The organism is Nitratireductor pacificus pht-3B (assembly GCF_000300335.1).
Lineage (GTDB): Bacteria > Pseudomonadota > Alphaproteobacteria > Rhizobiales > Rhizobiaceae > Nitratireductor > Nitratireductor pacificus.
Genome location: NZ_AMRM01000027.1, coordinates 22058 through 34915, shown reverse-complemented (window position 1 = coordinate 34915; position 12858 = coordinate 22058). Strand labels below are relative to the sequence as shown.

Genomic DNA, 12858 nt, shown 5'->3' with positions numbered 1-12858 from the left:
GTTCCGATGACGCGGCTCGGCGCGCGCATCGCCGCGCAGATCACCACGGCGGGGCCGATCAGCATCGCCGACTACATGGCGCAGTGCCTGTTCGACCCTGCGGACGGCTATTACACGACCCGCGAGCCCTTCGGCGCGGCAGGCGACTTCACCACGGCGCCGGAGATCAGCCAGATGTTCGGCGAACTGTGCGCCGTCTGGCTCTATGCCGCTTGGCAGGCCGTCGGCGCGCCGGAGCGGCCGGTGATCGCCGAGATCGGACCGGGGCGCGGCACGCTGATGAAGGACATGCTGCGCACGCTGGCACGGCTCGACGCCCGTTTCGGCGCGCAGGCGCGCATCTTCATGATCGAGGCGAGCCCGCGGCTGACCGGGGTGCAGAAGGCGACGCTGGCCGGCGCAGCGCCGGCGCCCGAATGGGTCCGGACGGTGGACGCCCTGCCGGCCGGCCCGCAGTTCATCCTCGGCAACGAGCTGTTCGACGCGCTGCCGGTGCGCCAGTATGTGAAGACCGCCGCCGGCTGGCGCGAGCGCGTCGTCGGCCTCGACGAGGGCGGACAGCTCGCCTTTCGCGCCGGGCCGGGAAGTCCCGACCCGACGCTTCTGCCGCCGGATGCCGCGACGGCCCCGGAAGGCGCCATCGCCGAGCTCGCTCCGGCGCGCATAGCGCTGATGCAGGCGATCGCCGCGCGCATCGCCGAAGGCGGCGGCGCCGGCCTGTTCATCGATTACGGCCATGCGAAGCCGTCGGTCGGCGACACGCTGCAGGCGATGCGCGGCCATGCCTATGCCGAGGTGCTGGCCGAACCGGGCGCCGCCGACCTCACCACCCATGTGGATTTCGCCGCGCTGGCCGGCGCGGCCGAAAGCCAGGGGCTTGCCGCACATCTGGCGACGCAGGGCGAGTTCCTGCTGGGCCTCGGCCTTCTGGAACGGGCCGGCAGGCTCGGCGCCGGTGCGTCCCCCGCGGAGCAGGAAGCCATCCGCGCCGCGGTGGAGCGGCTGGCCGGTCCGCAGGCGATGGGAACGCTGTTCAAGGTTCTGGCGGTGCTCCCTTCCACAGCAACGGTTCCGCCATTCGCCGCGTCGGATTGACTTGGTCCCGCCCCTGCCCCACCATCCGCGCCGCGTGAGGACAGCGAAAAAGGCGGCGCATGCTTGACAGAACGAGGCCGGAACCCCTGCGGTCGCCGCTCCTGGACCCCGCGCGGGAACGCGGGGTGCGGCACGGCTTCTTCACGCGCGAGGGCGGCGTTTCGCGCGGCCTCTACAGGGGCCTGAACGTCGGACTGGGATCCGACGACGACCGCCGCGATGTCATAGAGAATCGCGGCCGCGTCGCCGCGTGGCTGGGCGTCGCGCCGGACCATCTTCTCACCGTGCACCAGGTGCATTCGCCCGACGCCGTCATCGTCGACGCCCCGCTGCCGGAGGACCGCCCGCGCGCCGACGCGCTGGTGACGAACCGGCCCGGACTGGCGCTCGGTGCGCTCGCCGCCGATTGCGGCCCGGTGCTGTTCGCCGACGCTGAGGCGCGCGTCATCGCCGCCGCCCATGCCGGCTGGAAGGGCGCGCTGACCGGCGTCCTCGAGAACACGATCGCAACGATGGAAAGCCTTGGCGCGGAGCGGCAGCGCATCGTCGCCGTCCTCGGGCCGTCGATCAGCCAGGAGAACTACGAGGTCGGCCCGGAATTCGTCGAGCGCTTCGCCGCCGCCGACCCGGACAACCGGCGCTGGTTCCGCCCCTCGGGCGAGCCGGGCCATGCACTGTTCGACCTGAACGGCTATACCGTCGCGCGGCTGACAGCGGCCGGCGTGACGGCGCAGGCGCTCGGCCAGTGCACCTATGCGCGCGAAGACCTCTTCTTTTCCTACCGCCGCACCACCCATCGCGGCGAGGCCGACTACGGGCGGCAGATTTCAGCGATTGTCCTGGAGAACATTTGATGGCCCTGCATTTCGACCGTTCGGAGTTCGATTCCAGGCGCGACCGTCTCGTGATCGAGATGGCCGACCGCAAGCTCGACGCGATGCTGCTCTTCGCGCAGGAGAGCATGTACTGGCTGACCGGCTACGACACGTTCGGCTACTGCTTCTTCCAGTGCCTCGTGGTGAAGGCCGACGGCTCGATGGTGCTCCTGACCCGCTCCGCCGACCTGCGACAGGCGCGCCACACCTCGACCATCGAGAACATCGTGCTGTGGACGGACCGCCACGACGCCAACCCGGCGGTCGACCTGCGCAACCTTCTGAACGACCTCGACCTGCTCGGCGCGCGCATCGGCGTCGAATACGACACGCACGGGCTGACCGGCCGCAACACGCGCCTCCTGGATGAGCAGTTGCAGACCTTCGGCAAGATCGAGGACGCCTCAAACCTCGTCAGCCGGTTGCGCCTGTTCAAGAGCGAGGCCGAGATCGACAAGGCGCGGCGCGCCGCCAAGCTCGGCGACGCAGCACTGGACGCGGCCCTGCCGCTGATCAAGCAGGGCGGCGACGAGGCGAAGATCCTGGCCGCCATGCAGGGCGCGGTGTTCGCGGGCGGCGGCGACTACCCGGCCAACGAGTTCATCATCGGCTCCGGCGAGGACGCGCTCCTGTGCCGCTACAAGGCGGGCCGCCGCAAGCTCAACAAGAACGACCAGATCACGCTCGAATGGGCCGGCGTCTACCATCACTACCATGCGGCCATGATGCAGACCGTGCTGACCGGCAAGGTCTCGAAGCGGCACCAGGAACTGTTCGAGGCCGCCCGCGACGCGCTGGGTGCGGTGCAGAAGGTGATGGTCTCGGGCAACACGTTCGGCGACGTCTTCGACGCGCATGCCAGGGTGATGGAGGCGCACGGCCTGACCAAGCACCGGCTGAACGCCTGCGGCTATTCGCTGGGCGCGCGGTTCTCACCCTCGTGGATGGACCCGCAGATGTTCTATGCCGGCAACGAGGAGCCGATCGCGCCCGGCATGACGCTGTTCGCGCACATGATCATCATGGATTCGGATTCCGGCAGCGCCATGTGCCTCGGCCGCACCTATCTGACGACGGAAGGCGAGCCGGAGGCGCTATCGCGCTACGGGCTGGACCTGATAACCCGCTGAAAACGGGAGGACGGCAGGAGCATGAGAACGATGGAGGAGAAGCCAATCACGGGCGGGCGTGCGAGGATCGGCCTGGTGCTGGCCGCCGCCCTTCTGGCCGGCTGCAACACGGGCTCGGTACTCGACATGAGCGAAGGGCCGACGCCCGCGACGGGCTTGTCGGGGGGGGCGACCGGGCAACCGGCCGGCGTGGCGATCGCGGCGGCGACGGAGACACCGGCGACGGCGCTCGCAGCCAGCAGCGGAGAGCCGGCGGACGCGTCTCCCCTCGCCGCCGCCATCGCCGGCAGCCAGCGGATCCAGTTCGCGCCGGTGATCGGCGCCACCGCCGAGGCGGTTCCGGCCCTGTCGCGCCGGCTGGAAACGAGCGCCCGGCAGAGAGGCCTCGCCATCGTCACCCAGGAAAGCACCGCCACGCTGGTGATGAAGGGCTATTTCTCTGCCATTGCCGACGGCGGCAAGACGACGGTCATCTATGTCTGGGACGTGCTCGACCCCTCCGGCAACCGCCTGCACCGCATCCAGGGCCAGCAGGCGACCCCCGGCGGCAGCGGCGACGGCTGGTCGTCGGTCACGCCGGCGACCATGGAGGCGGTGGCCGACGCCACCATTAGCCAGCTTTCCACATGGCTGGCGGGGCGCCGGGGCTGAATTTTTGAGATTTCGCCGGGAATCTCGCCTCCGGCGCTTGCAATCAGGCCTCACGCCGTTAAAAGCGCGGTCAAGCGTCAAGGCCGTCTCCGAGGACATTCCATGAAGCTCTTTGCGGGCAATTCGAACCGGGTTCTGGCGGAAGCCGTCGCCCGCTACCTCAACATCTCTCTTGGGAAAGCCACAGTCCGGCGTTTCGCCGACCAGGAGATCTTCGTCGAGATCCAGGAAAACGTGCGCGGCGAGGACGTCTTCGTCCTGCAGTCGACCGCCTATCCGGCGAACGATCACCTGATGGAACTGCTCATCATGATCGACGCCTTCCGCCGTTCCTCGGCGCGGCGCATCACGGCGGTGCTTCCCTATTTCGGCTATGCACGACAGGACCGTCGTACGTCCGGCCGCACGCCCATCTCGGCCAAGCTGGTCGCCAACCTGATCACCCAGGCCGGCGCCGACCGCGTGCTGACGCTCGACCTGCATGCCGGCCAGATCCAGGGCTTCTTCGACATCCCGACCGACAATCTGTTTGCGGTTCCGGTGATGGCGCGCGACGTGAAGGCGCACTACAACCTGTCCAACGTGATGGTGGTGTCGCCGGACGTGGGCGGCGTGGTGCGCGCCCGCTCGCTGGCAAAGCGCATCGACGCGCCGCTCGCCATCGTCGACAAGCGCCGCGACCGGCCGGGCGAATCCGAGGTGATGAACGTCATCGGCGACGTGCACGGCAAGGACTGCCTGCTGATCGACGACATCGTCGATTCGGGCGGCACGCTGTGCAACGCGGCCGATGCGCTTTTGAACAATGGCGCGACGAGCGTGACCGCCTACATCACCCACGGGGTGCTTTCAGGCGGCGCGGCGGCGCGCATCGCCGGCTCCAAGCTGAAGGAGCTGGTGATCACCGATTCCATCCAGCCGAGCTCGGCCGTCGAGGCGGCGCAGAACATCCGCAGCATCACCATCACCGACCTGATCGGCGAGGCGATCTCGCGCACGGCCACCGAGGAATCCGTCTCCAGCCTCTTCGACTGAACGGAAAACGATCAAGAAAAAGCCGGCTAAAGCATTTTGCAGTCAGGTGGAATCACGTGACGTCCGCATAAACGCGGAAAAACAATGAGATAGACGTGTTCAGCGTTTCTGTGAAACGCTGAACACATCTAGAGCATCGCACCAAAGAAACCTCAGGCGGCCACCCGCTCCTGTGCCACGTCGACCCAGCCCACGAACCGGTCGATAAAGCCGTTTAGGAACATCTCCGTGCCCTCGTCGGTCACGGCATTCTCGTTGTCGAACAGGCCTTCCTTGTACTGCAGGAACACCTCGGGCTGCCCCATCAGCGTCCCGCCGAGACTGATCATGATCGTGCGCAGATGCATCTGCGCCGTGGCGGTGCCGATCACGCCCGGGCTGGTGCCGACGATCGCAGCCGCCTTGCCGGCCCAGTCGTTGTCGCCATAGGGCCGCGAAACCCAGTCGATCGCGTTTTTCAGAAGGGCGGGGATCAAACGCGGAAAAACAATGAGATAGACGTGTTCAGCGTTTCTGTGAAACGCTGAACACATCTAGAGCATCGCACCAAAGAAACCTCAGGCGGCCACCCGCTCCTGTGCCACGTCGACCCAGCCCACGAACCGGTCGATAAAGCCGTTTAGGAACATCTCCGTGCCCTCGTCGGTCACGGCATTCTCGTTGTCGAACAGGCCTTCCTTGTACTGCAGGAACACCTCGGGCTGCCCCATCAGCGTCCCGCCGAGACTGATCATGATCGTGCGCAGATGCATCTGCGCCGTGGCGGTGCCGATCACGCCCGGGCTGGTGCCGACGATCGCAGCCGCCTTGCCGGCCCAGTCGTTGTCGCCATAGGGCCGCGAAACCCAGTCGATCGCGTTTTTCAGAAGGGCGGGGATCGAGCGGTTGTATTCCGGCGTGACGAACAGCACGCCATCGGCAGCCGCCACCTTCTCCTTCAGCGCCCGCACGGCGGCCGGCGGCTGCGCCAGGTCGTCGTCATTGTACATGGGCAGCGCCGACAGATCGGCGAAGTCGAACTCCAGCCTACCCGAAGCGAGCCTGCCGAGCGCCCGGGCGAATTTCAGATTGATGGACTCCCTGCGATTGGAGCCAACCAGAACGACGATCTTCTTCATATCAGGTCCTCTTGCCAGCGGGTTCAAATTCCCGGTGGTATCCGTTGGTAACCAGGCCTATATCGAAGAGGTGAACGCACAGCACAAGAAGGCACCTTTATGAAACCGCGTAACGGCCACATCTCGGACAGCTGCCGGCCGATCAGCGAAGTCCTCTCGCTGATCGGCAACAAATGGACATCGCTGATCATCACCCGGCTGACCGAAGGGCCGATGCGCTTCAACGTGCTGAAGCGCAACGTGCACGGCATCTCGCAGAAGGTGCTGACGGCATCGCTGCGCGCGCTGGAGCGCGACGGCTTCGTCGAGCGGATCGAGCACCCGACCGTGCCACCGAGCGTCGAATACCGCCTGACGCCCTTCGGCCGCGAGCTTGGGGAGCCGCTGCTGGCGCTGACCCGCTTCGCGCTGGTCAATGGCGCGCGGATGGAAGCCGCCCGCGCCGCCTATGACGAGACGCACGACATCCCTGCACCAGGCGCGGAACCGCGGCGCAAGCCGATCCCGCTCCGCCTGAACTGAGGCGCCCGCCGTCGCGTCTTGCACAGCCGCGCACCATCGGCTATAGACCCGCCGTCCGCGTAGACACCCTTGGAGGCACCGCGGACGGAAGTCTGCCGACATGGCGGTGACGCTGGGCGGTGCTGCGGCATCGGAACCCGGCGTTTTTCCATGCGGCGGCTTTCCCGTTTCCGGGTTCGCCCGGAAGCGCTCCAAAACATGAAAGGACAGGCCATGAGCCATCAGACTTACGAGCTGAAGGCCGAGGCGCGCGAACGGGTCGGTAAGGGGTCCGCCCGGGCTATTCGGCGCAACGGCAAGATTCCCGCCGTCATCTACGGCGACAACGAGGCACCGCTCTCGATCACGCTCCCCTACAAGGAAGTGTTCCTGAAGATCCACGCGGGCGGCTTCAAGACCACCATCGCGACGATCGAGGTCGACGGCAAGAAGATCAAGGTCCTGCCGAAGGACTACCAGCTTGATCCCGTGCGCGACTTCCTGATGCATGTGGACTTCCTGCGCATCGGCAAGGGCACGGTCGTGACCGTGAACGTTCCGGTCCACTTCATCAACGATGAGGCCTCCCCCGGCATCAAGCGCGGCGGCGTGCTGAACATCGTCCGCCACGACGTGGAGTTCACCTGCCCGGCAACGGCGATCCCCGAGTTCATCGAGGTCGACCTGACCGGCATGGACATCGGCGATTCGGCACACATCTCCGCCGTCAAGCTGCCGGCCGGCGTGACGCCGACCATCACCGACCGCGACTTCACCATCGCCACGGTCGCAGCCCCCGCCGGCCTGAAGTCGGAAGAGTCCGGCGCGGCCGAGGACGAGGCGGAAGACGAGGCGGAAGAGAAGGAGGGCGAGGGCGAGGAGTAATCCTCCCCTTCCCCGCGGATCCTCATGCTGCTCATTGCAGGGCTCGGCAATCCCGGCCAGCAATATGCGGGACACCGGCACAATGTCGGTTTCATGGCGGCGGATGCCATATCCCGCCGCCATTCCTTTTCGCCATGGACGAAGAAGTTCTCCGCCCTGATCGCCGAGGGGCGCATCGGCGGCGAGAAGGTTCTGCTGGTCAAGCCGCAGACCTTCATGAACCTGTCGGGCCAGGCGATCGGCGAAGCCATGCGCTTCTACAAGATCGAGCCCGCCGACCTGATCGTCTTCTATGACGAGCTGGATCTGGCGCCGGGCAGGCTGCGCATCAAGACGGGCGGCGGCTCGGGCGGCCATAACGGCATCAAGTCGATCGACGCCCATTGCGGCAAGGATTACCGGCGCGTACGCATCGGCATCGGCCATCCGGGCGACAAGGCCCGGGTGAACGCCCATGTGCTGGGCGACTTCGCCAAGGCGGACCAGGAATGGCTCGAGCCGATGCTCGACGCCGTCGCCGACCACATCTCGATGCTGGCGGAAGGCGACGAGGCGGGCTTCATGAACCGCGTCAGTCTTGCGGTGAAGGGCACGGGCGCGGCAGCCGCGCCGGCAGCCCCGAAGCCCGCGAAAAAGCAGAGCCATGTGCGCCAGGCACGCCAGACGGGGCCCCAGGCGCCCCTCCCCGAAAGCGGCCCGATGGCCGCCATGCTGAAAAAACTCTTCGGTCAGAAGGAATAGGAAATGGGTTTCAAATGCGGCATCGTCGGTCTGCCCAATGTCGGCAAATCGACGCTCTTCAACGCGCTCACCAAGACGGCCGCCGCCCAGGCCGCGAACTATCCCTTCTGCACCATCGAGCCGAACACCGGCGAAGTGGCCGTGCCCGACCCGCGCCTGAAGAAGATCTCCGCGATCACCAAGTCGAAGGAGATCATCCCGACGCGCATCTCCTTCGTCGACATCGCCGGCCTTGTGCGCGGCGCCTCGAAGGGCGAAGGGCTGGGCAACCAGTTCCTCGCGAACATCCGCGAGGTGGACGCGATCGTCCACGTGCTGCGCTGCTTTGAGGATGACGACATCACCCATGTGGAAGGCCGCATCGACCCGGTCGCCGACGCCGAGACGGTCGAGACCGAGCTTATGCTCGCCGACCTCGAAAGCCTCGAGCGGCGCACGACACAGATGCAGAAGCGCGCCTCCGGCAAGGACAAGGAAGCGATGACGCTCCTGCCGATGATGGAGCAGGCGCTGGCGCTCCTGCAGGACGGCAAGCCCGTCCGCCTGCTGCTCGACGGCATCGCGGCGGAGGACCTGAAAATCCTGCGCGGCCTGAACCTGCTCACCTCGAAGCCCGTGCTCTATGTCTGCAACGTCGCCGAGGCGGACGCGGCGGAAGGCAACGCCCACAGCCAGGCGGTGGCGACGATGGCCGACGGCCAGGGCGCGCTGAGCGTCGTCATCTCGGCGGCCATCGAGGCCGAGGTGGCGCAGCTTTCCGATGCCGAGGCCGCCGAATATCTCGAGGCGATGGGGCTGGAGGAGCCCGGCCTCGACCGGTTGATCCGCGCCGGCTACGAACTGCTCGACTTGATCACCTTCTTCACCTCCGGGCCGAAGGAAACGCGCGCCTGGACCGTCCACAAGGGCGCCAAGGCGCCGCAGGCGGCCGGCGTCATCCACACGGATTTCGAGCGCGGCTTCATCCGCGCCCAGACCATCGGCTATCAGGATTTCGTCGCTCTCGGGGGCGAGACGGCCGCCCGCGAGGCCGGCAAGGCGCGCGACGAGGGCAAGGAATATGTGGTGACGGACGGCGACGTGATGCTGTTCAAGTTCAACACGTAGACCCGTTCAAGGTTTCACGGAAGCGCCGAAAAGGTCTATCTCCTTGCTTTCCGCGTTTACGCGGACGTCAGGAGATTCCACCTGACTGCAAAAGGCTGTAGCTTTCCGCCTGCTTCATCGCGCGCACGGGCTGCCGCAGGATGATCTTGCGCCGGTTTTCCGAAACGCGGTTCCAGTCATCGAGATATATCTCATGATAGGGCCCGTCCGGCTCCAGCCCCTCTTTCGGCAGGTGTTCGCCGTAGAGGCGCTCGATGATCCGGGGCAGCGCGCTCGTTTGGCCGATATGCAGATACTGGACGCATCTGCCTTCGACGGAGATCTCCCATCGGACGGCACCGGAAGCACCGAGCTCACCGCGCATTTCGGCAACCGATTCCCGCAGGCTGTGCGCGGTGCTCCAGACCGGCAGGGTAATCTGCACACGCCAGTGCCAGTTCTCACGGTTGCCGGCTGCAAGATCGCGCATATCCTCGGCCCAGTAGAGCACCTCCACCGGCGCCTCGACAAAGGACTTGCCCATGCGTTCACGCGCCTGTCGGCGAATGACGTAGATGGCCGTGTAGAGGTTTCTGACGGCTGCGCCGATGGCGGACTGCGAGGGAGGCCCCTCGCCATCCAGCATGGCGAACGGGAGCCCGGGCACGTCGACCATTGCGAACGCGCCTGCCGATGGCGCGTAGAGCGTGCGCAGGACGGTCCTGTCCTGCGTCAAGTCGACCAATGCTTCGTCTACCATGGCTTGTTCCTCATGTAATCGAGTGTGGTGTCGATCCAGTTGCTCTCGGCGGTCAGCTGGCCCGCCAGATAGTCGAAGAGGACTTCGACATGATCGGGCATGGGCTGCCTTTGCCTACGCACGCTTTCGAGCCTCTCCAGTTCTGCGGCCAGCGAGGCATGGCGCGTCCCGAGGGCATTCAGTGCCGCATCGCGCGACAATGCCGGCCAGTGCAGCATTCCCAGCAGGAGCGACGAATAGGTGGGACGATATGCGCCGAGGGCCGCAACGGTCTGTTCGAGCAGGACTTCACTGCCCGCCGCGGTGATCGCGTAGGACTTGCGGGCTTTGGCACCGGCCGGCCGCTCGGCCGCCACAAGTCCCGACTTCTCGAGCTTGCCGAGCACGAAATAGATCGAAGAGAAGCCGACCTGCGTCCACTCGCGCATGCCACGCGCTTCGATGACTTGTTCAAGCTCATACCCGTGACGGGACATCTCGGCGACCAGCCCGAGCAGAAGGAGTTCAGCGTCCGTCAGGTTCATACGCATATTCTAGCGCTAGAATATACTATCCCGGATGTCAAACATCGGATCCCTTGAAGCGACCTCCGATGCGCCATGGAAAGCGTCTGCTCCCGGGCTTGACGCAACCCGCATCAGGCCCGAATGGTGAACGGCTTCGAAGCCGGGGCTGGAACCCCCTGCGCCCTTTCGGATGCTCTTTTCTTGTTTTCCGCGTTCTAGCGGGCGCCGGGTGAGCCACCAGACGACCAGATGCTCGGGAGGGAATGCCATGATCAAGGCCTACATCGTCGAGAACGAGCGCCTGCGTCCCGTGGACGACGTCGCCGCCCATGCCGGGGCGATCGTCTGGGCCGATCTCCTGTCTCCGACGCCGGAGGAAAAGCAGGCGATCGGGGACTGGCTCGGCGTCGCTGTTCCGACGCGCGAGGAGATGGAGGAGATCGAGATCTCCAGCCGGCTCTATTCGGAGAACGACGCCCATTTCATGACCGCCACCCTGCCGGCCCAGGCAGACGGCGACCGGCCCGTCATGTCGCCCGTCGCCTTCGTCCTGGCACATGGCCGGCTGGTGACCGTGCGCTTTCACGAGCCGCGCGCCTTCCAGACCTTTCCGCAGCGCGCAGAGAAGGCGGCGCTCGGCTGCACCAGCGGCGAGACCGTGCTGATCAACCTGCTCGAGGTGATCGTCGACCGGCTGGCCGACATACTGGAGCGCGCCGGGCGCGAGATCGGCGAGATTGCTCAGGGCATCTTCCACCCCGCCGAGACCAAGGCCTCGAAGCGCGACCGCGGCTTCCAGATCATCCTGCGCAAGATCGGTCGCAAGGAGCATCTCCTCTCGAACCTGCAGGACAGCCTTCTGACGCTGCAGCGCCTGACGGGCTTCCTCGGCGCCGTTCCCATGAACAGCGGCAGGGAGACCCGCACCCGGCTGAAGACGCTGGCCCGCGACGTGGCCTCGCTCGCCGACCATGCCGACGGCCTGTCGCAGAAGATCAACTTCCTGCTCGACGCGACGCTCGGCATGATCAACATCGAGCAGAGCGCCATCATCAAGATCTTCTCGGTGGTCGCCGTGGTGTTCCTGCCGCCGACGCTCGTCGCCTCCATCTACGGCATGAACTTCGACCTGATGCCGGAGCTGAAATGGAGCTTCGGCTACCCGCTGGCGATCATCGTCATGGTGCTGTCGGCTATCCTGCCCTTCCTTTACTTCAAGCGGCGCGGCTGGCTCTAAAGCATCGGACCGATCCTGTCCTTGCGGAACGCCCGCCTTCCGGCCATAAGGTTCAAGCCTGAACAGGATTCAATCATGACCGACACCATGCCGGCCACCCGCAAGAAATGGGCCTTCGAGGAACTGACGGAAGGAACGACCATCGCCCTGGGGCGAAAGACCGTCGGTGCCGACGAGATCATCGCCTTCGCCAGAGAATTCGACCCGCAGCCCATGCATCTGGACGAGGCGGTGGGCAGGGAGAGCCTGCTCGGCGGGCTGGCCGCCTCCGGCTGGCACAGCTGCGCCATCTTCATGCGCATGCTCTACGACGCCCTTCTCGCCGATTCCACTTCGCAGGGTTCGCCCGGCATCGACGACGCGCGCTGGAAGCGGCCGGTGATCGCTGGCGACACGCTGACGGGCACCACGACCGTGATCGCCCGACGGGCGCTGCGGTCGCGGCCGGGCATCGGCATGGTCACATTCCGCCACCTGGTGGTGAACCAGCGCGGCGAGACGGTGATGGAAATGGAGAACCCGATCATGTTCCGCATGCGCGCCGCGCCGGAGACAGCCGGAGGCGCGGCCGAGACCGCCGGAGGCGCGGCATGAGCCTCGATGCCTTCCTGCGCCTCGGCGAGACCATCACGCTCGGCACGCACCGCTTCACCGCCGACGAGATCAAGACCTTCGCCCGCGCCTTCGACCCGCAGCCCTTTCATGTCGACGAGGAAGAGGCGCGCAGGAGCGTGTTCGGCGCGCTCTGCGCTTCGGGCTGGCACACCTGCGCCATGTGGATGAGGTACAACCTCAAGGGCCTTGCCCGCTTGGGCCCCGGCCCATGGGACGGGCCGGGAGAAGCGCCGGAATTCGGCCCCTCGCCCGGCTTCTCGGACCTGAAATGGCCAAAGCCCGTCTATGCCGGCGACGCCATCACCTTTTACCGCGCGGTGGTCTCGCACCGCCCGCTCGCCTCGCGGCCGGGCTGGCACCTGGTGACGCTGCACGCGGCGGCGGAGAACCAGGACGGCCAGCCGGTGCTCTCCATGGTGAACGGCGTGCTGCTCAGGACCTGATCAGCACGCCAGGGACAGGCCGAGCTGGAGGCGGTGCTTCTGGCGAAAACAGCTCAGGCCCGCACTCGACATGGCAACCAGCCTGGCGAAGAAGAGTTCCGGCAACAGAAGTGCCAGCAAGATCAGCGGAATGATTTTTACTGTCATATCCGCTCCATGTTATCAACAATACGATCATGA

17 protein-coding genes are annotated in these 12858 nt (G+C 66.0%); 12 read left to right on the top strand and 5 right to left on the bottom strand.

Annotated features, from left to right (window positions below):
* Positions 1-6: 6 nt before the first annotated feature.
* The 5 genes from NA2_RS19115 to NA2_RS19095 all read left to right on the top strand — a co-directional run bounded on the left by NA2_RS19115 (position 7) and on the right by NA2_RS19095 (position 4786).
* Positions 7-1095 (top strand): class I SAM-dependent methyltransferase, encoded by a 1089-nt coding sequence (locus tag NA2_RS19115; RefSeq protein WP_008598848.1) that lies wholly within the window; start codon positions 7-9, stop codon positions 1093-1095.
* Positions 1096-1154: 59 nt separating this feature from the next.
* Complete coding sequence (gene pgeF / locus NA2_RS19110) at positions 1155-1949, top strand: peptidoglycan editing factor PgeF (RefSeq protein ID WP_008598847.1); 795 nt, start codon at positions 1155-1157, stop codon at positions 1947-1949.
* Positions 1949-3100 carry a M24 family metallopeptidase gene (locus NA2_RS19105; protein WP_008598845.1) on the top strand — a complete coding sequence of 384 codons (1152 nt, stop codon included), beginning with the start codon at positions 1949-1951 and terminating at the stop codon, positions 3098-3100. The genes pgeF and NA2_RS19105 overlap by 1 nt, the downstream gene beginning before the upstream one ends.
* 30 nt (positions 3101-3130) lie before the next feature.
* Positions 3131-3751 (top strand): hypothetical protein, encoded by a 621-nt coding sequence (locus tag NA2_RS19100; RefSeq protein ID WP_008598844.1) that lies wholly within the window; start codon positions 3131-3133, stop codon positions 3749-3751.
* 102 nt (positions 3752-3853) lie between these two features.
* The gene (locus NA2_RS19095; RefSeq protein ID WP_008598843.1) at positions 3854-4786 is read left to right on the top strand and encodes a ribose-phosphate pyrophosphokinase; all 933 of its coding nucleotides are present in this window, start codon (positions 3854-3856) and stop codon (positions 4784-4786) included.
* Between the two features lie 152 nt (positions 4787-4938).
* On the opposite strand, the gene NA2_RS19090 is transcribed toward NA2_RS19095, so the two are convergent.
* Both NA2_RS19090 and NA2_RS19085 read right to left on the bottom strand, forming a co-directional pair.
* Positions 4939-5262 carry an NADPH-dependent FMN reductase gene (locus NA2_RS19090; RefSeq protein WP_244423683.1) on the bottom strand — a complete coding sequence of 108 codons (324 nt, stop codon included), beginning with the start codon at positions 5260-5262 and terminating at the stop codon, positions 4939-4941.
* A gap of 81 nt (positions 5263-5343) precedes the next feature.
* On the bottom strand, positions 5344-5904 hold the full coding sequence (locus NA2_RS19085) for an NADPH-dependent FMN reductase (protein WP_008598840.1): 561 nt from the start codon (positions 5902-5904) through the stop codon (positions 5344-5346).
* A 99-nt stretch (positions 5905-6003) separates the two neighbouring features.
* On the opposite strand from NA2_RS19085, the gene NA2_RS19080 reads away from it, so the two are divergent.
* From NA2_RS19080 to ychF, 4 genes are all read left to right on the top strand, one after another.
* Positions 6004-6426, top strand: coding sequence for a winged helix-turn-helix transcriptional regulator (locus NA2_RS19080; protein WP_008598838.1), 423 nt, complete (start codon positions 6004-6006; stop codon positions 6424-6426).
* A gap of 213 nt (positions 6427-6639) precedes the next feature.
* A complete protein-coding gene (locus NA2_RS19075) occupies positions 6640-7290 on the top strand; it encodes a 50S ribosomal protein L25/general stress protein Ctc (RefSeq protein ID WP_008598837.1) in 651 nt (216 codons plus the stop codon).
* 24 nt (positions 7291-7314) lie between these two features.
* Positions 7315-8031, top strand: coding sequence for an aminoacyl-tRNA hydrolase (gene pth / locus NA2_RS19070; RefSeq protein WP_008598836.1), 717 nt, complete (start codon positions 7315-7317; stop codon positions 8029-8031).
* A gap of 3 nt (positions 8032-8034) precedes the next feature.
* The gene (gene ychF, locus NA2_RS19065; protein WP_008598834.1) at positions 8035-9138 is read left to right on the top strand and encodes a redox-regulated ATPase YchF; all 1104 of its coding nucleotides are present in this window, start codon (positions 8035-8037) and stop codon (positions 9136-9138) included.
* 67 nt (positions 9139-9205) lie between these two features.
* Here ychF and NA2_RS19060 read toward each other — a convergent pair whose 3' ends face one another.
* Together NA2_RS19060 and NA2_RS19055 are read right to left on the bottom strand one after the other, a co-directional pair.
* Positions 9206-9877 carry a GyrI-like domain-containing protein gene (locus NA2_RS19060; protein WP_008598833.1) on the bottom strand — a complete coding sequence of 224 codons (672 nt, stop codon included), beginning with the start codon at positions 9875-9877 and terminating at the stop codon, positions 9206-9208.
* The gene (locus NA2_RS19055; protein ID WP_008598831.1) at positions 9871-10401 is read right to left on the bottom strand and encodes a PadR family transcriptional regulator; all 531 of its coding nucleotides are present in this window, start codon (positions 10399-10401) and stop codon (positions 9871-9873) included. The genes NA2_RS19060 and NA2_RS19055 overlap by 7 nt, the downstream gene beginning before the upstream one ends.
* A 250-nt stretch (positions 10402-10651) precedes the next feature.
* On the opposite strand from NA2_RS19055, the gene corA reads away from it, so the two are divergent.
* The 3 genes from corA (at position 10652) to NA2_RS19040 (ending at position 12678) form a co-directional block, all read left to right on the top strand.
* The gene (gene corA / locus NA2_RS19050) at positions 10652-11620 is read left to right on the top strand and encodes a magnesium/cobalt transporter CorA (protein WP_008598830.1); all 969 of its coding nucleotides are present in this window, start codon (positions 10652-10654) and stop codon (positions 11618-11620) included.
* A gap of 75 nt (positions 11621-11695) precedes the next feature.
* Positions 11696-12214 (top strand): MaoC family dehydratase, encoded by a 519-nt coding sequence (locus NA2_RS19045; RefSeq protein ID WP_008598829.1) that lies wholly within the window; start codon positions 11696-11698, stop codon positions 12212-12214.
* On the top strand, positions 12211-12678 hold the full coding sequence (locus tag NA2_RS19040; RefSeq protein WP_008598828.1) for a MaoC family dehydratase: 468 nt from the start codon (positions 12211-12213) through the stop codon (positions 12676-12678). The genes NA2_RS19045 and NA2_RS19040 overlap by 4 nt, the downstream gene beginning before the upstream one ends.
* Here NA2_RS19040 and NA2_RS22055 read toward each other — a convergent pair whose 3' ends face one another.
* Positions 12679-12825: a hypothetical protein gene (locus NA2_RS22055; RefSeq protein ID WP_157188320.1), complete on the bottom strand. Its 147-nt coding sequence runs from the start codon at positions 12823-12825 to the stop codon at positions 12679-12681.
* Positions 12826-12858: the final 33 nt, after the last annotated feature.

Bases quoted from the DNA above. Each gene is read 5' to 3' on its own strand.
- NA2_RS19080 (WP_008598838.1), top strand. From the start codon at position 6,004: ATGAAACCGCGTAACGGCCACATCTCGGACAGCTGCCGGCCGATCAGC.
- NA2_RS19100 (WP_008598844.1), top strand. From the start codon at position 3,131: ATGGAGGAGAAGCCAATCACGGGCGGGCGTGCGAGGATCGGCCTGGTG.
- NA2_RS19055 (WP_008598831.1), bottom strand. From the start codon at position 10,401: ATGAACCTGACGGACGCTGAACTCCTTCTGCTCGGGCTGGTCGCCGAG.
- NA2_RS19105 (WP_008598845.1), top strand. From the start codon at position 1,949: ATGGCCCTGCATTTCGACCGTTCGGAGTTCGATTCCAGGCGCGACCGT.
- pgeF (WP_008598847.1), top strand. From the start codon at position 1,155: ATGCTTGACAGAACGAGGCCGGAACCCCTGCGGTCGCCGCTCCTGGAC.
- NA2_RS19040 (WP_008598828.1), top strand. From the start codon at position 12,211: ATGAGCCTCGATGCCTTCCTGCGCCTCGGCGAGACCATCACGCTCGGC.
- NA2_RS22055 (WP_157188320.1), bottom strand. From the start codon at position 12,825: ATGACAGTAAAAATCATTCCGCTGATCTTGCTGGCACTTCTGTTGCCG.
- NA2_RS19075 (WP_008598837.1), top strand. From the start codon at position 6,640: ATGAGCCATCAGACTTACGAGCTGAAGGCCGAGGCGCGCGAACGGGTC.
- NA2_RS19085 (WP_008598840.1), bottom strand. From the start codon at position 5,904: ATGAAGAAGATCGTCGTTCTGGTTGGCTCCAATCGCAGGGAGTCCATC.
- NA2_RS19045 (WP_008598829.1), top strand. From the start codon at position 11,696: ATGACCGACACCATGCCGGCCACCCGCAAGAAATGGGCCTTCGAGGAA.
- NA2_RS19060 (WP_008598833.1), bottom strand. From the start codon at position 9,877: ATGGTAGACGAAGCATTGGTCGACTTGACGCAGGACAGGACCGTCCTG.
- NA2_RS19095 (WP_008598843.1), top strand. From the start codon at position 3,854: ATGAAGCTCTTTGCGGGCAATTCGAACCGGGTTCTGGCGGAAGCCGTC.
- corA (WP_008598830.1), top strand. From the start codon at position 10,652: ATGATCAAGGCCTACATCGTCGAGAACGAGCGCCTGCGTCCCGTGGAC.
- NA2_RS19115 (WP_008598848.1), top strand. From the start codon at position 7: ATGACGCGGCTCGGCGCGCGCATCGCCGCGCAGATCACCACGGCGGGG.
- pth (WP_008598836.1), top strand. From the start codon at position 7,315: ATGCTGCTCATTGCAGGGCTCGGCAATCCCGGCCAGCAATATGCGGGA.
- ychF (WP_008598834.1), top strand. From the start codon at position 8,035: ATGGGTTTCAAATGCGGCATCGTCGGTCTGCCCAATGTCGGCAAATCG.